The following is a 26,803-nucleotide window of genomic DNA, read 5'->3' as shown; positions in this document are numbered from 1 at the left end:
GGGCGCGCCTTACAGGAACTTCAGCGGGTCGGTCTCGGGCGGGGGCGGGGCCACGTCGTTGCGGTTCCACCAGCCGCCGCCGAGCGCCACGAACAACGCCGCGCTGTCGCCGTACTGGGTGGCGCGGGCGGCCGCCGAGGTGACCAGCGCCGAGAGGTAGCCCTGCTGGGCGATCAGCACCTGGGTCGAGGTGACGGCGCCGGCCGTGTATTGCTTGCGGATCAGCCCGAGGCTCTGGTTGGTCGCGCTCACCGCGGCATCGGCGGCGGCCACCGCCTTGGCGTCGGCCTGGAGCGCCCGCAGGGCGTCGGCGACGTTCTGGAACGCGGTGATCACCGTCGCCTTGTACTGCGCCTGTGCCTGGGTCAGCGTCTCCTCGGCTGCCCGCTGGCGCCGGAACAGGGTGCCGGCGTCGAAGATCGGCGCCGTCGCCTGGCCGATGATCGTGAAGAACGCCGCCCCGGGATTGGCGACCTGGGCGAGCCGCACGGCGCTGGAACCGCCCGTGGCGGTCAGGCTGAATTGCGGCAGGCGGTTGGCCACGGCGACGCCGACGCTGGCACTCGCCTGCTGCACCAGGGCCTCGGCCGCCTTCACGTCGGGGCGCTGCTGCACGAGGCGTGAGGGCAGGCTGACCGGGAGCCTTGTCGGGAGCCGCAGGGCCGAGAGCTGGAAGGTCTCCGCGATCTCGTTGGAGGGCAGGCGCCCGGCCAGCGCCGTGAGGAGGTTGCGCTGCTGCGCCAGCTGCTTCTCCAGCGGCGGCAGCAATTGCTGCGACAGGGCCAGGGCGGCCTGCTGCTGGACCACGTCGGCTCCGGCGATCTGGCCCAGCGAGAGCTGCTTGTTGAACAGCTGCAGCACCTCGGTCTGTGCCTGGATAACCTTGCGGGTGGCGTCGATCTGCGCCCGCAGCGCCGCCTCCTGGATGGCGGCGGCGACGACGTTGCCGGTGAGGCTGAGATAGGCCGCCTCCAGCTGGAAGCGCTGGTTCTCGGTGGTCGCCTCAAGCGATTCGATCTGCCGGCGGTTCCCGCCGAACACGTCGGGATTGTACGAGACCACGGCCTGCGGCGTGTACAGGTTGTAGAGGTACCGAGACTCGTTGTTGAGCGGCGATTGCAGGTCGAGGCCCGGTGCCAGGACGCCTTGGGCCTGCGGGGTCGCGGACAGGCTTGGATAGAGCGTGCCCTTCTGGGCCAGCACGTTCTGCTGCGCGATCCGCAGCGACGCCTGCGCGGCCTCTAGATTCGGGTTGTTCGCCAACGCCTGCTCGACCAGCTGGTTCAGCGCCTTGGAGTGGAACAGCGTCCACCACTGCCCGGGGATGTCGGCGCCGGAGACGAAGCTCTGGTCCGCCGATCCGCCCTGCCGGGTGCGGATGTTGTCGGCAGCCGAGGGATTCTGGAGCGGCTCCTTGGTGTAGCGGCCCACCGGGGGCGCCTCGGGCGGCACGAAGTTCGGGCCGACCGCACAAGCCGACAGGGACAAAGCCGATAGGGACACGGCCGCCGCCAGCATGATGGCCGCACGACCGCACCGATTCGGCGCCAACGCCACCATCATGCCCCCGAAACCCCTCCCTCGGTAGAGCGTCCCGGCGGACGACCAAGTCAATCCGACGGTGCCGCGATCCTGTGCGCCGGAGCCGCGCTGTGGCGCCCGGGCCACGTGACGATGCCCGGCACGCGTCGCTCTCGCCCGGCTCATGCCGCCACCCGGTGCCCGGTCACGGCCCGCCCGTTCGGATTCGGGTGCCGCCGCGAGAACAGCGAGATCAGCACCGGCACCACCACCAGGATCAGGTTGGGCGCCAGGATGATGCCGCCGACCACCACCAGGGCCAGGGGCTTCTGCACCTGCGAGCCGATACCCGTGGAGATCGCCGCCGGCAGCAGGCCGACGCAGGCGGCCACGCAGGTCATCATCACCGGGCGCATCCGCACGATCGCAGCGTTCCACACCGCGTCCTTGCGCTGCCAGCCCTCGTCGAGCAGCTGGTTGTAGTAGGCCAGGAGGATCACGCCCTCCATGGTCGAGATGCCGAACAGCGCGATGAAGCCGATCGCCGCCGAGATCGAGAACGGCGTGCCGGTCAGTGCCAGCGCAAAGATGCCGCCGATCATCGCCATCGGGATCACCGACAGGGTCAGCAGCATGTCCGCCACGGACGAGAAGTTGATGAACAATAGCAGCGCGATCAGCACCAGGGTGACCGGCACGACCAGGCTGAGGCGGGTCGCGGCGTCCTTCAGGTTGGTGAACTGCCCGACCCACTCCATCCGGTAGCCCGGCGGCAGGTCCACCGCCTCGGCGACCTTGCGCTGCGCCTCGATCACCGCGCTGCCGAGGTCGCGCCCGCGCACCGAGAACTTCACCGGGATGTAGCGCTCCTGGTCCTCGCGGTAGATGAACGAGGCGCCCGAGACGAGGTCGACATCGGCGATCTCGGAGAGCGGCACCTGGATCACGCCGCCGTTGGGATTCTGGGCGCCCACCGCGATGTTGCGGATCCCGGCCAGCGACGAGCGGTATTCCTTGGCCAGCCGCACCCGCATGGAGAAGTGCCGGTCGGAGCCGTACTCGTAGAGGTCGCCCGCGGTCTGGCCGCCGATCGCCGCCTGGATCGTGGTGTTCACGTCGCCGATCGACAGGCCGTAGCGGGCGGCCTTGTGGCGGTCGACGTCGATCCGCACGGTCGGCTGGCCGAGCGATTCGAACACCGCCAGGTCGGTGATGCCGGGCACGCTGGCCAGTGCCGCCTTGACCGCGTTGGCGGTCTTGGTGAGCTGGGCGAGGTCGCTGCCGTAGATCTTGACCGAGTTCTCGCCCTTCACACCCGAGGCCGCCTCTTGGACGTTGTCCTCGATATACTGCGAGAAGTTGAACTCGATACCCGGAAACTCAGCTTCGAGCTTTTTGCTCAGGTCGTGGATCAAGGCGTCCTTGTCGAGGCCCTTGCGCCACTGTTCGATCGGCTTGAGCGGCGCCAGGATCTCGACGTTGAAGAACCCGGTTGCGTCGGTGCCGTCGTTGGGCCGGCCCTGGTGCGAGATCACCGTGACGACCTCCGGGACGTCCTGGAAGATCTTGCGCAGGCGCTGGACGTAGTCGTTGCCGGCCTCCAGCGAGATCGAGGACGGCATGGTGCCCCGCACGTAGAGGTTGCCCTCTTCGAGGCGGGGCAGGAATTCCAGGCCGAGGTTCCGGGCCGCCAGCCCCGAGGCCAGCAGCACCACCAGCATCACCGAGAGCGCCAGCACCCGGTTCTTGAGGCCGAAGGCCAGGATGCGCTCGTGCCCGGCGCGCAGGACCCGCACGATCAGGGTGTCGCGCTCCTCAAGCTTCTTCGGCAGGATCAGCGCCGAGAGCGCCGGCGAGACCGTGAACGTCGCCAGCAGGCCGCCGACCAGGGCGTAGGCGTAGGTCTTGGCCATCGGCCCGAAGATGTGGCCCTCGACCCCGCTCATCGTGAACAGCGGCAGGAAGCCGACGATGATGATGATCGCCGAGAAGAAGATCGCCCGGTTCACCTCGACGCCAGCGATCGCGATGATGCCGAGCCGGCCTTCGAGCCCCCCTGGCGCCTTCTGACCCTCGGAATGCTCGGGCTCGGCGAGGTGCCGGAACACGTTCTCGACCATGATCACCGTCGCGTCGACGATCAGGCCGAAATCGATCGCGCCGAGCGACAGGAGGTTGGCCGAATCGCCCCGCACCACCAGGATCAGGATCGCGAAGCCCAGGGCGAACGGGATCGTGGCCGCCACGATGATCGCGCTGGTCAGCGACCCGAGGAACAACCACTGCACGATGAACACCAGCACCACCCCGAAGACGAGGTTGTGCATCACCGTATGGGTCGTGGTGTGGATCAGCCCCGACCGGTCGTAGATCCGCTCGATCTTCACGTCGGGCGGCAGGATCGTCGAGGAGTTGATCTTGTCGATCTCCGCCTCGACCCGCTGCAGCGTCGGCAGGCTCTGGCCGCCGCGGCTCATCAGCACGATGCCCTCGACCACGTCGGACTGGTCGTCGTGGCCGACGATGCCGAGCCGCGGCGCGTTCGACACGCGCACCTCCGCCACGTCCCGCACCAGCACCGGCGTGCCGTTGACGAGGCTGATCATCGTGTCCCGGATGTCGTCCATGTCGCGGATCAGGCCGATGCCGCGCACCACCGCGGATTGCTGGCCGACATTCAGCGTCTGGCCGCCGACGTTGATCGAGGCGTTGTTCAGCGCCGTGGTCAGCTGGACCAGGGTCAGGCCCTGGGCCTGGAGGCGGTTCAGGTCGACCGCGACCTCGTATTCCTTGGCCTTGCCGCCGAACGCGGTCACGTCGGTGACGCCCGGGATCGCCTTGAACCGCCGCTGCAGCACCCAGTCCTGCAGGGTCTTCATGTCCATGGGCGAGTAGCCCGCCGGGCCGACCAGCTTGTAGCGCATGATCTCGCCCACCGGGCTCGTCGGCGAGATCTGCGGCGTGGCGCCGTTGGGCAGGGGCGGGGCCTGCGACAGGCGATTGAGCACCCGCTGCAGCGCCTGTTCGTACGTGTACTCGTAGTTGAACTGGACCTTCACGTCGGACAGGCCGAACAGCGAGATCGTCCGCACCACCTGGGCGTTGGGGATGCCGGCGAGCGCCACCTCCAGGGGAATGGTGATGTAGCGCTCGATCTCGTCGGCGGATTGGCCCGGGTTCTGGGTGATCACGTCGACCAGCGGCGGCACCGGGTCGGGATAGGCCTCGATGTTGAGCTGCGTATAGGCGCCGTAGCCGATGCCGAGCATCACCACGAACAGCAGCACGACCAGCACGCGCTGGCGCAGCGAGAAGACGATCAGGCTGTTCATCGCCCGGGTTCCCGCTCAGGACGCCTTGTCGCCAGAGGCCGCCCGGTCGATGAACAGGGCCCCCCGGGTCACGATCTGATCGCCCGCATGCAGGCCGTCGACGACCTGCGCGTTGTCGCCGTTGATCACGCCGAGCTTGATGTCGCGCGCCTCCACGGCGCCGTCCTGGCGGGCCACCCACACATGGGTACGGTCGCCCTCGTACACGATCGCGGCGACCGGCACGCTCGGGCTCGGCTCACCCTTGCCGGTGATGATCGTGTAGGTGGCGAACATCTCCGGGCGCAGCACCCGGTCGGGATTGTCGACCTCGCTGCGGACCGCGAGCCGCCGCGTGGCCGGGTCCAGGCTCGCGGCCATGTAGTTGACCCGCGCCTTGAACACCCGCGCCCCGAAGCCCGCCACCTTCGCCTCGACCTCCTGGCCGATGCGGATCTTCGGGATCTCGCTCTCGCGCACGTTGGCGACGAGCCACACCGTGGACAGGTCGCCGATCACGAAGACCGGGTCGCTGGAGGCGGAGAGGAACTGCCCGGTGCCGACCTTGCGCTGGACGATCGTGCCGGCGATCGGCGCCCGGATCTGGGTCTCGGGGCTGAGCCGGCCGTTCTTCTCGTAGGCGACGATCTCGGCGTCGGACTTGCCCAAAAGCCGCAGCCGGTTCCGCACGGCGTCGAGGGACGCCTCCGCGGTCTTCAGGTCGCTCTGCGCGGCGATGACGTCGTTCTGCGCCGACTGGTAGTCCTTCAGCGCCACCGCGTGGGCCTGGAACAGTTCCTGCTGGCGGGCCGCGATGGTCTGGTCGAGCTTCAGCAGGGCCTGCTGCTTCTGGAGATTGTTCAGGGCGGCCTGATAGTCGTTCTGCGCTTGGACCATGTCGGTGGCCTCCAGCGTCAGCAGCACGTCGCCGGCCTTCACGTCGTCGCCCGCCCGGGCCAGCACCTTGGTCACCCGACCCGCGTAGGGCGAGACCACCGGCACGTTGTCATCGTCGTTGAGCGCGATGCGCCCCTCCGCGGAGCCCTCCGGGCGGAACATCTGAGTCGCCACAGGCAGGATCTCGAACGCGGCGCGCTGTTCCTTGCTCGGCCGGAACACCCGCTCCACCGTCCCGGCCTTCTCGGCCTCGATCCCCGCATCCGGGTTGCCCGATCCGAACAGCCCGGCGACGACGCCCGAGACGGCCTCGCGGGCGCGGTCCGAGACGGCCAGCGCCAGGCCGCCCGCGACCGCGATCAGCACGAGGACGATCAGGGGCCAGGGCGTGCGGCGCCGGCGCGCGGATGCGGCGCGGGCCTCATCCTGGTCCAGAGGATTGCGGGCGTCCATAAGGTTGGTCTTCTGGGTCCGGGCGAGGGACCGGGATGGCAGATGAGGACAGGCTTCAGCCCAGACCCCGGCCGTTTCATGGTGATCGGAGTCGCTTGTCGAGGCGTGCCATCCGGGCTGAGGTCCCGGACGGCACCACGTGCCTAGAGCAAAGCTTGGCTGATCCGCAATCGATCGGGGGGCCAGGTCGCGAAACCGTGTGGCTCCGTCTTCCTTCGCCGGGATTTGTTACAATATGACAACGCTCCCGGGCCAGAAGCCCGATCCGTCCCGCAGATCCGATCGAAGAATCCGCCATGACCGACATGAGTTCTGCTTCCGCCCCATCCGGTTCGACCGCCGGCAAGATCCCGGTCACCGTGCTCACCGGCTATCTCGGCGCTGGCAAGACCACGCTGCTCAACCGGATCCTTACGGAAAACCATGGCAAGCGTTACGCCGTGATCGTCAATGAGTTCGGCGAGATCGGTATCGACAACGACCTCGTCGTCGGCGCGGACGAGGAAGTGTTCGAGATGAACAACGGATGCGTCTGCTGCACCGTGCGCGGCGACCTGATCCGGATCATGGACGGCCTGGTCAAGCGGCGGGGCAAGTTCGACGCAATCATCGTCGAGACCACCGGGCTGGCCGACCCGGCCCCGGTCGCCCAGACCTTCTTCGTCGACCAGGATGTCGGCGACGCCGCCCGCCTCGACGCCGTGGTGACGGTGGCGGACGCCAAGTGGCTGTCCGACCGCCTCAAGGACGCCCCGGAGGCGAAGAACCAGATCGCTTTCGCGGACGTGATCCTGCTCAACAAGAGCGACCTCGTCTCGCCGGAAGATCTGGACCGGGTCGAAGCCGAGATCCGCGGCATCAACCCGCTGGCCAAGCTCCACCGCACGCAGAACTGCGCCGTGCCCCTGGAGGCCGTGCTGGAGCGCAACGCGTTCGACCTCGACCGAATCCTCGAGGTGGAGCCGGATTTCCTTGAGTCGGGCCACCATCACCATCACGATTCCGAGATCCAGTCGGTCTCGGCCAAGATCGACGGCGAGGTCGATCCGGAGAAGTTCATGCCCTGGATCTCGAACCTGACCCAGGTTCAGGGACCGGACATCCTGCGCTGCAAGGGCATCGTGGCCTTCCCCAACGAGCCGAAGCGCTTCGTCTTCCAGGGCGTGCACATGATCCTCGACGGCGACGTCCAGGGGGATTGGCGCCCGGACGAGAAGCGGGTCTCCCGGGTGGTGTTCATCGGCCGCAACCTCGATCCGGTGGCGATCCGCCAGGAATTCGAAGCCTGCCGGGCCTGATCGAATGCCGCCCGGCTGGACCCGGGCGGCATTCGCCGGCGTGTCGCGGTTCCGCGCCGTCGGCGGCCGCGGGGTGACGGCGCAGCCCTCACAAGCACTTGTATAGCGAAAGATTGTCGGAGCGAATGTCCTCGATATAGCGTATCGATACGGATCGATATCGACGCGGGGGGATTTCGCCATGGTACGTCTACTTCTGACCGCCGCCATACTTGCTGGCAGCACCGGATTGCTCGTCACGCCGGCGGCGGCCCTGTCCGCCAAGGATTGCTCGACCAAGTATCAGGCCGCCAAGCAGGCCGGGACGCTCAACGGCCAGAAGTGGAACGACTTCCGCAAGGCGGAATGCGGGGCCGAGGCGTCGAACACGACGGCCAACACGGTGCCGAATCCCGTGGCACCCGGTGCGACGAAGTCCGCGGCCCCGGCTCCCGCGCCGCAAGCCCCGGCCGCGAGATCGACGGCGGCCCCGGCCGGGACGGCCGCCTATCCGTCCGCCGTCGATCCGAAATATGCGAGCGAATCCGCCGGGAAGGCGCGGATGCATACCTGCCTCGACAGCTACAACGCGGCCAAGGCCGCCGGGACGCTGGGCGACGCGAAATGGATCCAGAAGGGCGGCGGCTTCTACTCGGTCTGCAACAAGCGGCTGAAGGGCTGACGCCACCCGCCGAGAGGAACGGGTCCGCTCGGAGGCGCAGCCGATTCTCAACCATTGGATGTCATGGCTACCGGATGTGCGGGCCCGCGTAACCGGCCCGCGGAGTCCGCGTATCCATGGCTCAGACCGCAGCGCCCGCAATCCCGGTCCCGTCGGGATTGCCCGCCGGGATCCCGCTCCTCGGGGTCATCCGGGGGCTGGCCATGGCGCTGTTTGCCGCCTTCATCTTCTTCGCCTGCTTCGCGTTCTCGGAAACCTCGCCCTACGACGCGGTGGCGATCCCCACGATCCTGCTGTGGCTCTGCCTCGGCGTGCGCCTGCACCGTGGGGCGGTGCCGCTGCTCGCGCTGCTGCTGCTCTACCTGGTGGCGATCGTCACGGCGCTGTTCCCGTACCTGAACGAGGAGTTCCCGGTCACCTGGACGATCCAGCTGATCTACCTCGTGATCACCTGCGTGTTCTTCGCGATGTTCTTCTCGGAGGACACGCACGCCCGCATGGAGCTGGCGCTGAAGGCCTACACGGTGAGCTGCGTGTTCTCCGCGGCGCTCGGCATCGTCGGCTACCTGCAATGGCTCGGCATCGAGGACCTGTTCTACAAGTACGACCGGGCCTCCGGCACCTTCCAGGACCCGAACGTGTTCGGCTCGTTCCTGACGCTTGGTGCCCTGTACCTGATGCACGGCCTGCTCACCGGCAGCGCCCGGCGCCCGCTGGTAGCGCTGGCCGGGCTGCTGATCATTTTGGCCGGCATCTTCCTGTCGTTCTCGCGCGGCTCCTGGGGCGGCAGCGTCGTCGCCGTGCTGCTGATGGTCGGCTCGGTCTACGCCGGCAGCGGCTCCGTCCGGCTGCGCCGCCGCATCGTGCTCCTGACGCTCGCCACATTGGTGCTCGCCACGATCGCCGTGATCGGCCTCCTGTCGGTCGAGCACGTGCACAAGATGTTCGAGACCCGGGCGGCCCTGACCCAGGATTACGACCAGGGCGAGACCGGCCGTTTCGGCAACCAGGTCCGTGGGTTGGCGATGCTGCTGGAGCGCCCGTTCGGGATGGGGCCGATGCACTGGCGGTTGGTCTTCGGTCTCGAGCCCCACAACTCCTATATCGGCTCGTTCGCCAACGGCGGCTGGCTCGGCGGGGTGGTGTTCATCGGCCTAGTCCTGGCAACCAGCTTCGTGGGCTTCCGCCTGCTGGTGCGGCCATCGCCCGTCCGGGCGCATGCCCAGATCGTCTGGCCGGCCCTGCTGATGTTCTTCCTCCAGGCGTTCCAGATCGACATCGAGAAGTGGCGCCACGTCTACATGATGCTCGGGATGGTCTGGGCGCTGGAGGCGGCCCGGCTGCGCGCGCCCTGGATCGGCGGATCCGGCCGCCCGTGAGGGCGACGTGATCGTGCGCGACCCCAGACCAGCTTGAAACGCGTCCGCAGTCGCGGCAACGCTCCCGCTCGGCCCGAACAGGCGCTGAGGAATGCCCGACGGCGATTTGGCCCCGGAGACGGTCGGTGAGAGTACATCCGGATGATGAGGCGGCGCGGCTCGCGGCCCTGGACGCCCTCGGCATCGTCGGCACCCCGCCCGAGCCGCATTTCGACGCCGTCTGCCGGATCGCCTGCCGCCTGTTCGGCGTGCGCAGCGCGTTCGTGGGATTCATCGATGACACGCAGCTCTGGCTGAAGACCCCCTGCATCGACGTGCCGGGATCGATGCCGCGGGAGCTGGGCCTGTGCGAGCACACGATTCGCAGCGACGCCATGCTGGTCGTGCCCGACACGCGGGCCGATCCCCGGTTTCGCGATCTGCCCGGGGTCGCCGCCCCGGGCGGCTTCCGGTTCTACGCGGGCATCCCCCTGAGCCTGTCGCCGGGCGTCAGGATCGGCACCTTCTGCCTGATCGACCCGGCGCCTCGGGACCGGCTCTCCGAGGCCGACGCAGAGGCGTTCCGCGACCTCGCCGAGATCGTGATCGCCCATCTGCGGCTCTCGGAGGCCGATGGCCGGCGCAGACAGGAGATGGCGCAGGCGGTGATCCGCGAGGCCCTGATCCGGGAGCAGCATCGCGAGATCAACGCCCGCTCCGAGGCGCAGGCGGCGGCGAACCACCAGCTGACCATGGCCGAGCAACTCGCCAGCGTGGGCAACTGGCGGGTGGACCTCGCCGACGGGCAGCCGGTCTGGTCGGAGAGCCTGTACGCCATCGCCGGCCGCGATCCGCGGAAGCCGGCGCCGCCGCTCTCCGCCTTCTCACAGATCTACCACCCCGACGACCGCGAGCGGCTGGAGGGCATCGTCGCGGATGCCATCGCCCGGGGCGCGAGCTTCGACTTCGAGGCGCGGCTGCTTCGGCCCAACGGCGATGTCCGCGACGTGGTCGTGCGCGGCGTCTGCCGGGGCGATCGGCCGGTGACCGGCCTGATCGGCGTGCTCATCGACGTGACCGAGCGGCGCCGCGCCGAGGACGATGTCCGCCGCAGCGAGCTGCGCTACCGCGGTCTCGCCGAGACCCTGCCGCTGCTGATCTGGACCATGCGGGTCGGCGACGGGCAGGCGACCTACGCCAACGCACAGTTCCACGCCTATTACGGGCCGATCGGGCTGGAGCGCGTGGATCGCCTCGCCCGCAACCACCCGGAGGACGCCGCCGGCATGGAGGCGGCCTGGCAGCAGGCGATCGAGACCGGGATCGGCTACGGCGGCCAATGGCGGATCCGGCGGCACGACGGCGCCTACCGGTGGCACAAGATCTCTCTGATCCCGATCTACCTCGATCCCGACGACGGCAAGGTCGTGGAGTGGCTCGGCACCGCGCTCGACGTCGACGACATCGTCACGGCGCGGCTTGCCGTCGAGGAGGCGCGCGGGCTCCTGGGGATCGCCCTCGACGCGGCCGATGCCGGTACCTGGGACTGGGACATGCGCACGGGGTTCGCCACCCTGAGCCCCGAGAGCGCGCGCATGCACGGCCTGCCCGATACCGGCCGGGCGCACACGATGGCCGCGGCCGACTGGACCGCCCTGGTCCACGCCGAGGACGTCGGCGACGTCTGGAACGAGATTCGCCGCGCCGTGGAATCGTCCTCCGCCTACGTCGCCGAGTTCCGGGCGGGCGAGCGCTGGATCTACGCGCGCGGGCGCACGCTCTTCGGTCCCGAGGGCCAGCCGCAGCGCATGGTCGGGCTCCACCTCGACATCTCCGAGCGCAAGGCCGCCGAGGCCGCCCTGCGGGAAGCCACGCGGGACGCGGAGGCCGCGCGGGCCGATGCCGAGCGGGCGAGCGCGGCCAAGAGTGAGTTTTTGGCCGCGATGAGCCACGAGATCCGCACGCCGCTCAACGGCATCCTGGGCTACGCCGACCTGCTCCTCGACGAGAGCGCGATCCGGGACGAGGACCGGCGGCGGCTGGAGCTGATCCACAGCTCCGGGGCGGCCCTCCTCACCGTGGTCAACGACATCCTCGACTTCTCGAAGATCGAGGCCGGCGAACTGACCCTCGACCCGGTCGGCTTCCCGCTGGCCGCGCTCGTGGACAGCACGGTCTCGATCGTGCGCGGCAGCGCGCTCCGGAGCGGGTTGCGGATCGAGGCCGAGATCGACCCGGCGCTTCCGAGCGTCGTGGTCGGCGATCCCGGCCGCCTGCGGCAGGTGCTGCTCAACCTGCTCAACAACGCCGTGAAATTCACCCCCGAGGGCTCGGTGATCGTGACCGTGCGCCGGGAGGGCGAGGGCATCGCGCCCGAGGGCGGCCCCGGCGACGTGGTCCGGTTCGCCGTCACCGATACCGGCATCGGCATCGCGCCATCGCAGCAGGAGCGCTTGTTCAAGCGGTTCAGCCAGGTCGACGGCTCGATCAGCCGCCGCTTCGGCGGCACCGGACTCGGTCTGGCGATCTCCCGGCATCTCGTCACCCTGATGGGCGGCGAGATCGGCATGGACAGCCGGGAGGGGGTGGGTTCGACCTTCTGGTTCCGCCTGGTCCTGCCGCGCAGCAGCGAGGCCGTGGACGCGCTTCGCCTTGGGACGGCGCCGTCGCCGCCGCGTCCGGCCGGCGGATCCCGGCCGCCGCCGGATGGGCCGTCGCTGCGCCTGCTCCTAGTCGAGGATGTACCGCTTAACCAGGAGCTCGCCTGCGCCGTCCTCGAATCGCAAGGCTATACCGTCGAGGTCGCCGGGGATGGCGGCGAGGCGATCACGGCCGTCGGCCTGTCGGTGGCCGAGGGGCGCCCGTACGACCTCGTCCTGATGGACGTGCAGATGCCTGGCGTCGACGGACTCACCGCCACGCGGCGGATCCGTGCCCTGGCGCCGCCGGCCTGCGACGTCCCGATCGTGGCGATGACAGCCAACGTCCTGCCGGAGCAGGTCGCGGAGCTGCGCGAGGCCGGGATGGACGACCATGTCGGCAAGCCGTTCCGCCGGGCGGACCTGTTCGCCACGATCAGCCGCTGGACCGCCCCCGGAGCCCGCCGCCGGGCCCGCCAGGAGACGCCGCGGCGCAAAGTTGCGGTCGATCCCGCGGTGCTCGACGCCGCGGTGCTCGCCGACATGGAGACGAGTTTCGGTACGGATCAGGTGGGCGGGCTGCTGGATCTGCTCTCCAACGAGCTGTCCGAGCGCTTCCGCCCGAGCGAGACCGACCGCCTGCAGATCGCCCACGACGCCCACGCCATGGTGGCGGCGGCCGGGCTCCTCGGCTTCGTCGGGCTGTCGAGCCTGTGCCGGGAGGTCGAGGCCGCCGCCCATGCGGGCGCCGACCTCGTGCCGCTGATCCGGCGCCTGGAGGTGCAACGGGCCACGACCCTCCGGGCGATCCGCCAGCTGCGGGCGGCGTGAACCGGTTCTAGGGCTCCTCAGCCTCCGAAAGCGGATCGCCGGTCCAGGTGGTCGCGAAGGCGGCGAGCTGCCGGGCATCCGCGAAGGTGGCCACGCTCACGTCGCGCTCGGCCGGCACCGCCCCCGGATAGGGGGCGAGCAGGACCCGCACCCGGGCGAGGCGACCGCCCGGGGCGTTCGCGTCGATCCAGGCCTGCGCCTCGGGGGTGAGGCGATCCGGGCCATCGAGGGCGCGGGCGTCGGCGCGCAGCACGACCACGTAGGTGCCGAGGCTCGGATCGGCCTGCTGCACCGCCTTGACGATATCGATCACGGGCTCTCCGCAAAGTCGTTGATCTGCACCTGGGCCTGCGCCGCGGTGAAGTTCGGGATGTCGGCGAAGATCTCCTCGCCGTGGGCCGCTACGGCCTTCTTGAACGCGTCGGCCGATTCGAAGGTCAGCAGCGCCATCACCTGGAACGGGGCCGGGCCGCCGTCGGGGGTGCCGGCACCCCTGACCACCTTCGCTTCGTGGAGGCCCAGCGCCGACCAGCGCTCACGCACCAGCGGCATGTGGTGCCCGAGATAGTAGCCCATGTCGAAGTTCGGGCCGGTCGGATACATCACGCTCACGAGGATCATAGGGCGTCCTTCCTGTTGCGGCCCCCGTGTCGCCGGGGTGCCTGTGGGACTTCAATGCAGCTTTACCCGTGATTCGGTACGGCGGGTGAGCGCCCGGGCCAGGGCGTCGAGCGCCGTCTTGACGCTGCCGTGCAGGGCACGCTCGTGCATCTTGTAGAGCGAGCGGTACATCATCCGGGCGAACAGCCCGGCGATCAGCATGTTCTTGCCCCGGACGAAGCCCATCAGGCTGCCCACCGTCGAGTATTCCCCGAGCGAGACCAGCGAGCCGAAATCCTTGTACTTGAACGGCTTCAGGGGCTTGCCGTCGATCTTGGCCTGGATCTGGCCGATCAGGTGGCTGGCCTGCTGATGGGCCGCCTGCGCCCGGGGCGGCACCGGCGTGTCCGAACCGGCCTCGACCAGGTAGGCGCAGTCGCCCATCGCGAAGATGTCAGGGTCGCGGGTGGTCTGCAGGGTCGGGGCGACCACCAGCTGGTTGGTCCGGGTGGTCTCGAGCCCGCCGATGCCCTGCAGGAACGGCGGCGCCTTCACGCCGGCCGCCCAGACCACAAGCTCCGACGGGATGAAGGTGCCGTCGGCGAGCTGTACGCCGTCCGCGCGCACCTCGGTCACCCGCGCCTTCACGCGAACGTCCACCCCGATCTTGTGGAGGAGCTGCATCACCTCCACCGAAAGGCGCTGCGGCACCGCCGGCAGGATCCGTTCGGCCGCTTCGACCAGGGTGATCCGGATGTCCTTGCCTGGGTCGATCCGGTCGAGGCCGGTGGCGACCACGTGGCGGAAGGTCCGGTGCAACTCGGCGGCGAGTTCGGTGCCGGTGGCCCCGGCCCCGATCACCGTGACATGGAGCTGGCCGGGCCGGACGGGGCCGGCCTGGGTGTGGGCCCGCAGGGACGCGTTGACCAGGCGCTGGTGGAAGCGCACCGCCTGGTCCTGGGTGTCCAGCGCGATGGCGTGCTCGGCGACGCCCGGCGTCCCGAAATCGTTGGTGGTCGAGCCCACCGCCATCACCAGGGTGTCGTAGGGCACCGACCGCTCCGGCGTGACCTCGCGGCCCTCGGGATCGTGGCTCGCGGCGAGCCGGATCGTGCGCGCCTCCCGGTCGAGCCCGGTCATGCTGCCGATCCGGTATCGGAACCCGTGCTTGTGGGCGTGGTGCAGGTAATCGACCGCATGGTGGCCGATATCGAGGCTGCCGGCCGCGACCTCGTGGAGCAGTGGCTTCCAGATATGCGTGCGGGCGCGGTCGACCAGGGTGACGTGCGCACGCTTGCCGCGTCCCAGCTTGTCGCCGAGCTTCGTCACCAACTGGAGCCCGGCGGCCCCGCCGCCGACCACGACGACGCGATGCAGGCCGGACTCGTTCTCGTCGGGTACCATCGACACCCTTTCTCCCCACGGGTCGGGATTGACGCCCCGGCCGGATTAAACGCCTCGGAGGTCCGCTTGCCACATCTGCCGGCCGAGCGCACGCGTGACCAGAGCACGCGCGGGCGTCGCCGGTCAGGCGGCGGGGGCGCCGGGCTGGCGCAGGGGATGCGCCTCGACGACCGCCGGCAGGGCGAGGCAGGCCTCGGCGATCCGGGCGACCGTCGGGTAGGCGGCCGTGTCGATCCCGAAGATGCCGGTCCCGACCCAGAGGCTGACGAGGCACAGGTCGGCATGGCTCACCGCGTCGCCCTGGCAGAAGCGGCCGGTCCCGTCCTCGGTGGCGAGTCGGGTCTCGAGGGTCGTCAGGCCGGTCTCGAACGCGTTGCGCAGGAAGGCCAGCATCCGCTCCCGGGGCAGCCCGTACTCCTCCATCAGGAACGTGCGGACGCGGGGCACGTAAAGCGGGTGGGTGTCGCAGGCCACGACCTGGGCGAGGGAGCGTGCCCGGGCCCGCGCCCGCGGCTCGTCCGGCAGCAGGCGAACGCCGCCCCGCGTCTCCTCCAGGTAATCGAGGATCGCCAGGGACTGGGTCAGCGGCGGCCCGTCGCCGTCGAACAGGGCCGGCACCGCACCTTGCGGGTTGATCCTGCGGAACTCGGGCTTGTGCTGGTCGCCGGCATCGAGGTCGATGAAGGTCTCCTCGTAGGCGAGGCCCTTCAGCTTCAGGGCGATCCGGACCCGGAAGGCGGCGGCGGAGCGCCAGTTGCCGTACATGTGCATGGGATGGGTTCCGGAGCGCGGTGTCCTCGCCGCGCAAGACACGCGAAGACACCGCGATTCGTTGCCAACGGCAAGTCGCGACGACCGGGACGGCTCGACGCCGCGTCGCTACAGCACCGATCGCACGGCGCTAGACCCCCTCGGCGGCAGGGCTTCCGCTACGTACGCGGATCCTGCTGTCCGCCGACCGATGCGAGCAGCGAGGCGGCAGCCTTTCGCTTGCCTTTGCCTTTGCCCTTGACCTTGTGCGGATAAGGCATGCTGTCGCGATAGGGCAGCGTGACGGGAATTTTTGACGTGTCGTCGGCGGCCACGTCGCGCGATCCCACCGGAGCGGGCCGCATCTCGTCGTGCCGTGGCAGTGCCGGACGCACGATGTCATGTCCGGCGACACACCACCTAGCCGCCGCCGCGGCGTGGATCCGGGCGGTGTGCAGGACCGGCACCGCGTTCGGCTTGTTGAAGGCCAGGTCGATCTCCGGCGAGGCGACGACGATTCCATCGACGTTCTGCGCTTCGAAGTCAGCGATGATCTGGTTGTAGGTTTCGAGTTCGAGTGCGGTGCACTCGCCGTTGTAGATCCGATTGCAGACTGAATAGTCTATGTTGACCCACAGTTTTTGGCTGGGGAGCACCACATTCACGCCGTGCGATCCGTCGATCAGAGCCCCGTAGTAGGATTGGCTCATCGTCACCGAGGTCCCGATGAAGCCGACTTTCTTCAGGGACATGCGCCGGATCTCCTCGACCAAGGCGTCCCGCCTGTGCAGCACAGGAACGCCAAGATGAATCGCTTCCCGTTCGAGAACGCAGTGAAGGGTGTCGCTGGTGATCATCAACCCATCGACGCCCTCCAGAAGAAGATAGGTGACCGCCTCCTCGACCTGATGCGCGATTGCGGGCCAGCCGTCTTGTGAAAGGAGATGAACGATCGTATCCGGATCGAGACTCCACGTGGAAAGATTTGCGGCGGAGCGATTGCGAGTCAGATCCAGAACTTCACGATTGACGAGATTGTGATGTCTGAGCGTCGAATGGCGGCTCAATCCACCAAGGATACCCAACTTTCGAGAGACGGAAATCATCTTGCGCTCCACGATTCCGCGTCATGACGATGTGTCCGCCATCCAGGAAATCTTCTGCCTGGATGCGCTGGAACATGTGCGGAGCATCGCCTGTTCTATGCTGAGTTTCGGGCGATGCCAATGATTTGCGAAAGAGCGCCTGGACGCGAAGAGAATCGATGTCCGCACCTGGACGCTGTCCGTACAGGCTCGATGAATCGGATTGCGGAACGGAAGCCTCGATTAGATTCGCGCGCAAACTCCTTTTCGAAGTGTCGTTGCGAAGCCGGGATGGGATCTCGGCTCCTGTGTCGGCGCGCGAAAGACTGTCTATCGTGTCAGCCCGCAACAAGCCGTAACGAACTATAACGCTCCGGCTTGACCACAGTGGTCTTGATGGAAGAAAAGTCAAAGGCTTTGTGGCCCTTATTTCATTTATTTATAATGATACAAAGATAAGTTGCATCGAAGGTGGCATGTCGCTTGTATAGGTGGTGCGGTGGCGAGACAGTTTTGAGTCTATTCCAGCGCATCAGTCTAAGACGTTCGTCATCGAAATCTGCGATCCCGGTGCCTCTCAAGATTCTGTGATTGAAGCTGTGCCCCTCACTTGGCTAGAATAGTTTCGTTCTAATCAGATCATCCCGTGACCTGGCGATCCTTGGTTGAGGTGCTGGGGTGCGCGCGATCCGTTTGCCGCGGGGGCGCCTGTCGAGGCGCACGCGACGAAACAGCCGGGTCGAGCGGCGCGAGCGGGCCTGCCATGCCGGGCGTGGTTTCCGCTCCAGGCGGGCTCGGCTGGAGCGGCAGCCCGAGGGGGGCGACAATTCCGGGCCGGCAGCCCATATCGGATGCCCATCCCGGAGAGCCCTCACGATGGCCGATCAGTCCGACTCACGCCGCTTCATCCCGTTGGGGATCGCGGTGCTCACCGTCTCGGATACCCGCCGGATCGCCGACGATCGCTCGGGCGACACGCTGAGCCAGCGCCTCACGGAGGCCGGGCACCGGCTCGCCGCCCGGGCCATCGTACCGGACGAGATCCCGGCGATCCGCGCGCAGGTGGAGGCTTGGCTGCGCGAGCCGGCGGTCGACGTGGTGATCACCACCGGCGGCACCGGTTTCACCGGGCGCGACGTGACCCCGGAGGCCCTGGAGCCGCTGTTCGAGAAGCGGATGGACGGTTTTTCCGCGGTGTTCCACCGGATCTCGTACGACAAGATCGGCACCTCGACCCTGCAATCCCGGGCCACCGCCGGAGTCGCGCAGGCGACCTACCTGTTCGTGCTGCCGGGCTCGCCCGGGGCCTGCCGGGACGCCTGGGACGGCATCCTGGCGCAGCAGCTCGATTACCGGCACCGCCCCTGCAACTTCGTCGAGATCATGCCGCGGCTCGACGAGCACCTGCGGCGGGGCGCCAGCATCACGGCGTGACCGCGTTGCCTTCCTTGCGGCGCAGGACCGAGTGCCTGCGGCCGTAGAAGAAGTAGACCACGAGCCCGATCCCCATCCAGATCACCAGGCGCAGCCAGGTGTCCAGGGGCAGCCCGGCCATCAGCAGCAGACAGAACAGGATGCCGAGGATCGGCACCACCGGCACGGCGGGGGCCCGGAACGGCCGCTTCATGTGCCGGTCGGTCCGCCGCAGGTAGATCACCGATCCGCAGACCAGGATGAAGGCGGCCAGCGTCCCGATGCTGACCATCTCGCCGAGGATGTTGATCGGCACCAGCGCCGCCACGAGGGCGACCACGGCTCCGATCAACGCCTGGCTGCGATACGGGGTCTGGTAGGTCGGGTGGACGTGGGCGAACAGCTTCGGCAGCAGCCCGTCATTGGCCATGGTGAAGAAGATCCGGCTCTGACCGTAGAGCAGCACCAGGATCACCGTGGTCAGGCCGGTGAGCGCCCCGAGCTTGATCAGCAGGGCGAACCAGCCGATGCCGATCACGTCGACGCCCTTGGCGATCGGGTCGGGGACGTTCAGCTCCTTGTAGGGCACCAGCCCGGTGAGGACCGCGGCCACCAGCACGTACAGGATCGTGCAGACGATCAGCGAGCCGAGGATGCCGATCGGCATATCCTTCTGCGGCTTGCGCGCCTCCTGGGCGGCCGTGGACACCGCGTCGAAGCCGATGAAGGCGAAGAACACCACGCCCGCGCCGCGCAGGATGCCGCTGTAGCCGTACTCCCCGAAGGTACCCTCGTTGGGCGGGATCAGCGGGCTCCAGTGGGCGGTGTCGACATGGCCCCAGCCGAGCGCGATGAAGGCCACCACCACGGTGAGCTTCACGGCCACCATGATGTTGTTGAACCGCGCCGATTCCTTGGTGCCGCGCATCAGCAGGATCGTGATCAGCGCCACGATCACCACCGCCGGCAGGTTGAACAGGGCGGTGCCGCCGCCGTCGATCGCCGTGCCAGGCGCGTGCGCGAACCGGGCCGGGATCACGAGGCCGACGTCCTTCAGGAGGCTCGTGACGTAGCCCGACCAGCCCACCGCCACCGTGGCCGCGCCCATGGCGTATTCGAGGATCAGGTCCCAGCCGATCAGCCAGGCGAAGAACTCGCCGAGCGTGGCGTAGGTGTAGGTGTAGCTCGATCCCGCCACCGGGATCAGCGCGGCCATCTCGGAGTAGCACAGGCCGACGAACGCGCAGGCGATGCCGCCGAGCACGAAGGACAGCATGATGCCCGGCCCGGCATATTGGGCCGCCGCCGTGCCGGTGAGCACGAAGATGCCGGCGCCGATGATCGCGCCGATGCCCATCGCGGTGATCGACAGCGCCCCGAGCGATTTCGAGAGCTGCTGCTCGCCCTCGCCGCTCTCCAGGATGTCGTCGACGGACTTCCGCCCCATCAGGCCCGAGGAGTCCATCTTCGCATCCCTCCCGGCGGCGCGAAGTGGATCCGGATGCGCCGGCAAACACTTATTCAGCAAGTTTTCTGCTGTCGCGCCAGGAGTTTTCCAAAACTTTCCGCCAATAACGATAAGTCGAGCTGCGACATTCTGTCGATCAGGGCCTATCGATGCGGGCGATGAGCGGCCGGACCTTGAGGCGGGGTGCGAATGCCGCGCCGGCCCGCAGCGCCTCGCGCCGCACCACGTCGCCGGCCCGGGCCTGCCGGGCGCCCATGAGCGCGTCGAGCCGGCCGACGACCCGGCCCGTCCAACCCGAGGCGGGGCGGTGGAGGCGGCCGAGGCCGGTCTCCGGCCGAGCGGTGCCGATGAAGCGGTCGAGGGTGCGGATCCAGCCTTCGGCCGGAACGTCCCCGGCTTCCAGGCACAGCACCCAATCCCGTCGCGCCTGCGCGGCCCCGGCCCCATAGGGATCCCTGCCCCGGTGGAGCACCAGGGCTGCCCCGGTCGCGTCCGCGATGGCTTCCGCCGCGTCGCTCTCCCGGCCGGTCACGATCACGGCGTCGCCGACCAGACCGCCGGCCACGCCCGACACCAACACGCTGAGCGTGTCGGCGAGGCGATCGATCGCGTCCGGATCGGCCGGGTCGGCCAGGTAGGTCACCGCGGAGAGCATCTGCGCGCCCATAGACGATTCTGCGCGGCGGTAAACCGGGCGGCGGCGTCTCGCCCGGGCGCCGGGGCGTTTGCCTGAAATTAAGGCGTCGGCGTCGCGTTGTTCGCGCTATGTTCCACGTGAAACACGGGGCGGCACGCATGTCTAAGATTCCGAACGGCTCGACACCCGTCGCACCGGTGCGACTGGGATCGAGCACCCTGCCCCCGGAGGCCCGACGCGGCCGCGGTGCCACGGCGAACCCGACAGGCCGGTACGAGACGGCGATGCGCGAGGTCTTCCGGGACCCCGATTGGGAGCCTGGTGAACCCGCCACCCTGCGCACGCAGGTGACCCTGGAGCGGGCCACGCGGATCATCGCCCGCAATACCTCGCCGGACATCCCGTTCGATCGCTCGGTGAACCCGTATCGCGGCTGCGAGCACGGCTGCATCTACTGTTACGCGCGCCCGACCCATGCCTGGCTCGGCCTTTCGCCCGGCCTCGATTTCGAATCCCGGATCTTCGTCAAGCCCGATGCCGCCAAGCTGCTCGCGCGCGAGATCGCCGCGCCCGGCTATCAGCCGGAGACGATCGCGCTGGGGACCGCCACCGATCCCTACCAGCCGGTGGAGCGGGAGCACCGGATCACCCGGGCGGTGCTGGAGGTGCTGCAGGCCGCGCGCCACCCTGTCGGAATCACCACGAAGTCCGACCTCGTTCTGCGCGACCTCGATATCCTGGCCGAGATGGCGTCGGACAACCTCGTGCTCGTGGCGGTGTCGCTGCCGACGCTGGAGCCGCGCCTTGCCCGCCTGCTCGACCCCAGAGCGCCGCGGCCGGAGAAGCGGCTGGCCGCGATGCGGCGCCTGTCCGAGGCCGGCGTGCCCGTCATGGTCAACGTCTCGCCGATCATCCCGGGCCTGACCGACCACGAGATCGAGGCGATCCTCGCCAGAGCCCGCGATCATGGCGCCAGCCGCATCGGCCATGCCCTGCTGCGCCTGCCCGGTGAGGTCGCCGACCTCGTCTCCGACTGGTTCTCCGAGCATTACCCCGAGCGCCGGGCCCGGGCCTTCGCGCTGCTGGCGCAGGCCCGGGGGGGCCGCGAGAACGATCCCCGCTTCGGCCACAGATTCCGCGGGGAGGGGGCCTATGCCGAGATGATCGGCCGGCGGGTCCGTCTCGCGGGCGGGCGGCTCGGCTTCGCGTTCGGGCGCATGGCGCTGAACACGGCGGCGTTCCGCAAGCCCGGGGCGCAACTTGCCCTGTTCTGAAGCTCTCAGGCGCCGCGATCGCCGTACCGATGCGGGCGGCTCGAAACGGGGCCTTCGTTTATGACTTCGGCCTGCCGCTGGCTTCAAGCTTCGGAGAGCCGGATTCGGCCGACAGCCGCGTCATCGTCGGGCGTCGGTCGAGATGTATTTGAAAGTCGTGACGAACAATGATCCTGAACCAGGCACGCGGGCTGATGACGTGTGTCATGAAACCGAGATGAAAACGTCATGTTCTGGATCCAGAGAGGCTATTACGCCGTAAGATCTCTGGATTTGTTCCAGATCAAGATCGAAATTCGCCCGGCGCCGCATCAAAACCATGATGGAATCGACGCCGATGTCTCGTGGGCAACCCTTAACATTTGCCGGGTTCGAACTCACAACCCTCACGATCGGCAAGATCCTGTGCGCGACCTTGTTCTCATTGAGCGCCATGCTGATCGCCTCGGAGGTGTCCACCCTTTGTGAAGCCCAGGTGCAGGCGGATCGGAGCCACCGTGTGGTGGCTTTGACCGAGGCGAGCCGGACGCTTCTCAAGGATCTCCTGGCCATCCGCATGGAGCGGGGCCGCACGCTCCAGGCCCTGAAGGCCGCCGACCCCATTCCCGCGAAGGACGTGGCGCTGATCGCCGCACAGCGCACCACCATCGCGGGCGGTCTCGAGCGGCTCGCGACGCTCGCCCGGGCGGTGGATGCGCCCTCGCTGGTGACGAAGGTCGCGCCGCTGCAGCGAGCCTACGAGGCCACGCTCAAGCTGCGCCCGCAGGTCGATGCCGCCCTAGCGGTCCCGGCGGGGCAGCGATCCCCCGGCACGCTGCCCGCCATCGCGGAGGCCTCCCAGGCGCTGCTCGACGCGTTCCTGGCCACAAACGACGCGGTCGACGCTGCCATCCCCCGCGGCGACGCCACCCTCGCGCATTACCTCGACCTCAAACGCGCGGCCTGGGCCTCGCGGGCCATGATCGGCGGCGTGGTCGTCCGGATCGAAGCTGCCGTCGCCGCCGGAACCTCGTGGACTCAGGGTGACATCGTCGCCGCGGCCGAGGAGCGCGGGCGGCTGGCTGCCGCCTGGGCCGACGTCGTGGCGGCCGCCGCCGACGAGACCTCGGATGTGGTCCGGGCCGCCTTCCGCAAGGCCAAGGCCGACAACTTCGAGGGTGAGGCCGAGGCGCGCCGCAAGGCCGCCACGGAGGCCCTCACACAGGGGCGGCCGACCGGGCTCTCCATCGAAGCGCTGCGCATCCGCCACACCGCCGAGGTCAACACGATTTCCGACCTGGCGAGCGCGGCCCTCAACGCGCTGGTGGACCGAGCCCAGGCGCTGACCGACGAGGCGCGCGCCGCCCTGCTGCGGACCGCGCTGTTCCTGGTCGCCGCTCTCCTGCTGACCGGCGTCGGCACGCTGGTCGTGGTCCGACGCGTGCTGCTGCCGATCCGCTGGATGACCGATGCCATGCGGGCGCTGGCCGCGGGCGATGCATCCGTCATGGTCCCGGCTCGGAAGCACCAAGACGAGATCGGCGCCATGGCCACCGCCGTGCAGGTGTTCAAGGACAACCTCATCCGGACCCGCCAGCTCGAGGGCGAGGCGGACGAGGCTCGCCGCGCCGCCGAAGACCAGCGCCGCGCGGACATGTACCGCATGGCCGAGACCTTCGAGGCGGCTGTCTCCGGCATCGTCACCCAGGTCTCGTCCGCCGCGACCGAACTGCAAGCCACGGCCTCCCAGATGACTGCGAGCGCGCAGGAGACCGCGAGCCAGTCCGGCGCGGTGGCGGCGGCGGCGGAGCAATCGGCCTCCAACGTCAACACCGTGGCGAGTGCCGCCGAGCAACTCGGCAGCAGCGTCGCGGAGATCGGCCGCCATGTGCAGGGCTCGACCGTCCTGGCCCAGCGGGCGGTCGGCGAATCGGACCAGACCGCCACCCTCGTCGCCGAGCTGAGCGCCGCCGCCGCGCGGGTCGGCGACGTCGTGCAGCTGATCGCCTCGATTGCCGCGCAGACCAACCTGCTGGCGCTCAACGCCACGATCGAGGCGGCCCGTGCCGGTGCAACCGGACGCGGCTTCGCCGTCGTGGCGGCCGAGGTGAAGGAACTCGCCGGCCAGACCGCCAAGGCGACCGAGGAGATCGCCAGCCAGATCGGCCGGATCCAGGGCGTCACCGGCGAGGCGGTCAGGGCGATCGAGACGATCACCGGTCGGATCCGGGAGATCGACACGGTCGCGACGACGATCGCGGCGGCGGTGGAGCAGCAGGGCGCGGCGACCCGGGAGATCGTCCGCAACGTCACCCAGGCGACCGCGGGCACGCAGGAGGTCACCGGCAACATCGCCGGGGTGGCGCAAGCCGCCGAGCAGACCGGCGCCGCGGCCGAGCAGGTCCTGGCCTCCGCCACCGGGTTGTCGCGCCAGTCCGAGCAACTCGCGGCCGAGGTGGATCGCTTCCTGGCCAACGTCCGGGCCGCCTGAGCGCTGACGGGCCGCCGTCGCGACACGCCGAAGTCTTTGTCTCGGGCTTGGACACAGGTTGCGAGACCTGATCCGACCGGCGTGTTCAGCGCGGCGAAGTAAAGCGGACATTGATCCGCTGCGGTCGAGTCAAAGGTTCGTTTGTCGGTTCGCTGATTTACTTCGGCAGGAAGATAAATAGCCGCCGTCCTGCAGGATTTTTCATCATAAATTCATCGTTGACTGACGCAAGACTCAAGATAAATAAGCGAAAAGATTGCGAGATTGAGGATTTTAGATGCGTCTACCAAAAAACCTGTCCGATGGGGTGCTGGTCATGCTTGGACTGATCATAGTCTTGATCGGTCTGTCTTTGGCTGGCGGTGGTGCATACTTGGTATGGCTCGGCGGCAGCTGGTATTTCGCGGCCATGGGCGCCGCGATGCTCGTCTCCGGCGTTTTGGTTGCTCGACGTCGGCGTGCCGGGGCGCTGCTTTACGGCGGGGCGTTCATCCTGACCGGGATCTGGGCGGTCTGGGAGGTCGGGTTCGCGTTCTGGCCGCTGGTCTCGCGCCTGTTCGCCCTCGCCGTCCTCGCCTGCGTCGTCGCCCTGTTCGCACCGCTGCTCGATCGATCCGGCAGCGGCGTGTGGCGCCGGGCATCCCTGGGCCTCGCCACCGCGCTGGCGCTGGCCCTGGTGGCAGCCACGCTACGCGCCTTTCAGCCGGTGCCGATCATCACCGCGACCGAGATCCCGGACGTGCACCCGGCCACGCAGGCGGGGCCGCAGGTCGACTGGACGGCCTGGGGCAACACAAACGGCGGCACCCGCTTCGCCGGGCTGACGCAGATCGACGCCACCAACGTCGCCAAGCTGCGGCCGGCCTGGACCGTCCGCACCGGCGATATCGCCGTCAGCAACGGCTTCGGGGCGGAGGACCAGACCACGCCGCTCCAGATCGGCGACACCGTCTACGTCTGCACGCCGAACGACATCGTCGTCGCCCTCGACGCCGACACCGGCACGCAGCGCTGGCGCTACGACCCGAAGGCGAGTGCGCCGCAATGGCAGCGGTGCCGCGGGCTCGGCTATCACGACGCCGGCGCAGGCGAGGGTGGGAAGGTCTGCCCCCGCCGCCTGCTGCTCGCCACGATCGATGCGCGCCTGATCGCCCTCGACGCTGCCACCGGCCAGCCCTGCCCCGATTTCGGCGCGGACGGGACCGTCGACCTCAAGACCGACATGGGCGAGGTTAAATCCGGCTTCTACACGCAGACCGCGGCACCGCTGATCGCCGGCGACCTCGTGGTGGTCGGCGGCCGGGTCGCCGACAACATCGAGACCGGGGAGCCCGGCGGCGTGGTCCGCGCCTACGATGTCGGGAGCGGCGCGCTGCGCTGGGCCTGGGATCCGGGCAACCCGGCGACCACGCGCCTGCCACCCCCCGGTGAGACCTATACGCGGGGCACGCCGAACGTCTGGACCAGCATGGCCTACGATTCGGCCCTGGGCCTGATCTACGCGCCCACCGGCAACGCGACGCCCGACTTCTTCGGCGGCCACCGGACAGCCCAGGACGATGCCACCAACTCGTCGATCTTCGCCCTCGACGCGGCGACCGGGCGGCCGCGCTGGCACGTCCAGCTCGTGCACAAGGATCTGTGGGACTTCGACGTCCCTGCCCAGCCGGCCCTCTACGACCTGCCGGACGGGAAGGGTGGCACCGTGCCGGGGCTGATCGCGGCGACCAAGCACGGCCAGATCTTCCTGCTGAACCGCGAGACGGGCGCCCCGATCGCGCCGATCACCGAGCGGCCGGTGCCGCAGGGCAGCGTGCCCGGCGAGCGCTATGCGCCGACGCAGCCTCACTCGGACATGCCGTCGATCGGCGCCGAGACCCTGACGGAAGCCGACATGTGGGGGGCGACGCCCTTCGACCAGCTCCTGTGCCGGATCCAGTTCAAGGCCATGCGCCACGCGGGGACCTTCACCCCGCCGGGCTTCGACACCGCTCTGCAGATGCCGGGATCGCTCGGCGGCATGAACTGGGGCAGCACCGCCATCGACATGACGCGGGACTACCTGATCGTGAACGACATGCGGCTGGGCCTGTGGAACCGGCTGATCCCCAGGGAGCAGGTCGAGACCGGCAAGGCCGCCGGCACCGAGATGGGCCTGTCGTCCATGCGCGGCACGCCCTACGTCTCCCTCCGGAACCGCTTCGTGTCGGCGCTGAACATCCCGTGCCAGAAGCCGCCGTTCGGCACGCTGACGGCCATCGACCTGAAGGCCCGCCGCATCGCCTGGCAGGTCCCGCTCGGCACGGTGGAGGATACCGGGCCGCTGGGGATCAAGATGCACCTGCCGATCCCGATCGGCCTGCCCTCGCTCGGCGGTTCGCTGGTGACCGGCTCGGGCCTGATCTTCTTCGCCGGGACGCAGGATTATTACCTGCGGGCGTTCGAGGCCGCGACCGGCCGCGAGGTCTGGAAGGGCCGCCTGCCGGTGGGCAGCCAGGGCGCGCCGATGACCTACCGGTCCCCGAAGACGGGCCGCCAATACGTCGTGATCACGGCCGGCGGTGCCCGCCAATCGCCCGACCGCGGCGATTACGTGGTCGCCTACGCGCTGCCGGCCGAAGCCGGATCGAAGTGATCCGGTCCGCCCTGGGGCACGACGGGGTTTCCAAAGGGCTCAGTCCTTTGGCTGGGTTCGGGGGCGGAGCCCCCGAGGCCCGGGGGGGGGGGGGGGGG

19 protein-coding genes are annotated in these 26,803 nt (G+C 68.8%); 8 read left to right on the top strand and 11 right to left on the bottom strand.

The features are described 5' to 3' along the window. Nucleotides 1-9: 9 nt before the first annotated feature. From AC0IY0_RS04030 to AC0IY0_RS04020, 3 genes are all read right to left on the bottom strand, one after another. The gene (locus tag AC0IY0_RS04030; RefSeq protein WP_471763130.1) at nt 10-1,518 is read right to left on the bottom strand and encodes an efflux transporter outer membrane subunit; all 1,509 of its coding nucleotides are present in this window, start codon (nt 1,516-1,518) and stop codon (nt 10-12) included. A gap of 185 nt (nt 1,519-1,703) precedes the next feature. Next, complete coding sequence (locus tag AC0IY0_RS04025) at nt 1,704-4,853, bottom strand: efflux RND transporter permease subunit (protein ID WP_471763129.1); 3,150 nt, start codon at nt 4,851-4,853, stop codon at nt 1,704-1,706. Between the two features lie 15 nt (nt 4,854-4,868). Next, on the bottom strand, nt 4,869-6,182 hold the full coding sequence (locus AC0IY0_RS04020) for an efflux RND transporter periplasmic adaptor subunit (protein ID WP_147906331.1): 1,314 nt from the start codon (nt 6,180-6,182) through the stop codon (nt 4,869-4,871). Between the two features lie 296 nt (nt 6,183-6,478). On the opposite strand from AC0IY0_RS04020, the gene AC0IY0_RS04015 reads away from it, so the two are divergent. From AC0IY0_RS04015 to AC0IY0_RS04000, 4 genes are all read left to right on the top strand, one after another. After that, a complete protein-coding gene (locus AC0IY0_RS04015) occupies nt 6,479-7,480 on the top strand; it encodes a CobW family GTP-binding protein (RefSeq protein WP_147906332.1) in 1,002 nt (333 codons plus the stop codon). Nucleotides 7,481-7,661: 181 nt separating this feature from the next. After that, on the top strand, nt 7,662-8,141 hold the full coding sequence (locus AC0IY0_RS04010; protein WP_419829105.1) for a hypothetical protein: 480 nt from the start codon (nt 7,662-7,664) through the stop codon (nt 8,139-8,141). Nucleotides 8,142-8,257: 116 nt separating this feature from the next. Continuing rightward, complete coding sequence (locus tag AC0IY0_RS04005) at nt 8,258-9,520, top strand: O-antigen ligase family protein (protein ID WP_147939036.1); 1,263 nt, start codon at nt 8,258-8,260, stop codon at nt 9,518-9,520. Between the two features lie 125 nt (nt 9,521-9,645). Further along, nucleotides 9,646-12,969 carry a GAF domain-containing hybrid sensor histidine kinase/response regulator gene (locus AC0IY0_RS04000; RefSeq protein ID WP_147906335.1) on the top strand — a complete coding sequence of 1,108 codons (3,324 nt, stop codon included), beginning with the start codon at nt 9,646-9,648 and terminating at the stop codon, nt 12,967-12,969. 7 nt (nt 12,970-12,976) lie between these two features. On the opposite strand, the gene AC0IY0_RS03995 is transcribed toward AC0IY0_RS04000, so the two are convergent. From AC0IY0_RS03995 to AC0IY0_RS03975, 5 genes are all read right to left on the bottom strand, one after another. Next, nucleotides 12,977-13,282, bottom strand: a complete 306-nt coding sequence (locus AC0IY0_RS03995; protein WP_471763128.1) for a hypothetical protein — start codon at nt 13,280-13,282, stop codon at nt 12,977-12,979. Beyond that, nucleotides 13,279-13,590 (bottom strand): EthD family reductase, encoded by a 312-nt coding sequence (locus AC0IY0_RS03990; protein WP_471763127.1) that lies wholly within the window; start codon nt 13,588-13,590, stop codon nt 13,279-13,281. Before AC0IY0_RS03990 ends, AC0IY0_RS03995 begins: the two co-directional genes overlap by 4 nt. 51 nt (nt 13,591-13,641) lie before the next feature. Next, the gene (locus AC0IY0_RS03985; RefSeq protein WP_147939062.1) at nt 13,642-14,973 is read right to left on the bottom strand and encodes an NAD(P)/FAD-dependent oxidoreductase; all 1,332 of its coding nucleotides are present in this window, start codon (nt 14,971-14,973) and stop codon (nt 13,642-13,644) included. Between the two features lie 123 nt (nt 14,974-15,096). After that, nucleotides 15,097-15,744: a maleylacetoacetate isomerase gene (maiA, locus tag AC0IY0_RS03980; RefSeq protein WP_471763126.1), complete on the bottom strand. Its 648-nt coding sequence runs from the start codon at nt 15,742-15,744 to the stop codon at nt 15,097-15,099. 158 nt (nt 15,745-15,902) lie between these two features. After that, nucleotides 15,903-16,841, bottom strand: a complete 939-nt coding sequence (locus AC0IY0_RS03975) for an aspartate/glutamate racemase family protein (protein ID WP_471763125.1) — start codon at nt 16,839-16,841, stop codon at nt 15,903-15,905. An 843-nt stretch (nt 16,842-17,684) separates the two neighbouring features. Here AC0IY0_RS03975 and moaB point away from each other — a divergent pair. Further along, on the top strand, nt 17,685-18,242 hold the full coding sequence (gene moaB, locus AC0IY0_RS03970) for a molybdenum cofactor biosynthesis protein B (protein WP_147939031.1): 558 nt from the start codon (nt 17,685-17,687) through the stop codon (nt 18,240-18,242). On the opposite strand, the gene AC0IY0_RS03965 is transcribed toward moaB, so the two are convergent. Further along, entirely contained in the window at nt 18,232-19,686 is a 1,455-nt protein-coding gene (locus AC0IY0_RS03965) for an amino acid permease (protein ID WP_471763124.1), read from the bottom strand. The genes moaB and AC0IY0_RS03965 overlap by 11 nt on opposite strands. 139 nt (nt 19,687-19,825) lie before the next feature. After that, nucleotides 19,826-20,356 (bottom strand): hypothetical protein, encoded by a 531-nt coding sequence (locus tag AC0IY0_RS03960; RefSeq protein WP_147906344.1) that lies wholly within the window; start codon nt 20,354-20,356, stop codon nt 19,826-19,828. Between the two features lie 128 nt (nt 20,357-20,484). Here AC0IY0_RS03960 and AC0IY0_RS03955 point away from each other — a divergent pair, with 128 nt between their 5' ends. After that, entirely contained in the window at nt 20,485-21,600 is a 1,116-nt protein-coding gene (locus AC0IY0_RS03955; RefSeq protein ID WP_471763123.1) for a PA0069 family radical SAM protein, read from the top strand. 204 nt (nt 21,601-21,804) lie between these two features. Here AC0IY0_RS03955 and AC0IY0_RS03950 read toward each other — a convergent pair whose 3' ends face one another. Next, on the bottom strand, nt 21,805-22,059 hold the full coding sequence (locus tag AC0IY0_RS03950) for a hypothetical protein (protein WP_471763230.1): 255 nt from the start codon (nt 22,057-22,059) through the stop codon (nt 21,805-21,807). Here AC0IY0_RS03950 and AC0IY0_RS03945 point away from each other — a divergent pair. Then, complete coding sequence (locus tag AC0IY0_RS03945) at nt 22,034-24,070, top strand: methyl-accepting chemotaxis protein (RefSeq protein ID WP_471763122.1); 2,037 nt, start codon at nt 22,034-22,036, stop codon at nt 24,068-24,070. The genes AC0IY0_RS03950 and AC0IY0_RS03945 overlap by 26 nt on opposite strands. A gap of 277 nt (nt 24,071-24,347) precedes the next feature. Further along, nucleotides 24,348-26,705 carry a membrane-bound PQQ-dependent dehydrogenase, glucose/quinate/shikimate family gene (locus AC0IY0_RS03940; RefSeq protein WP_471763121.1) on the top strand — a complete coding sequence of 786 codons (2,358 nt, stop codon included), beginning with the start codon at nt 24,348-24,350 and terminating at the stop codon, nt 26,703-26,705. The last annotated feature ends 98 nt before the right edge of the window (nt 26,706-26,803 follow it).

It is taken from the genome of Methylobacterium sp. AC315 (assembly GCF_979253755.1).
This window is presented reverse-complemented; position numbering and strand designations above follow the sequence as displayed.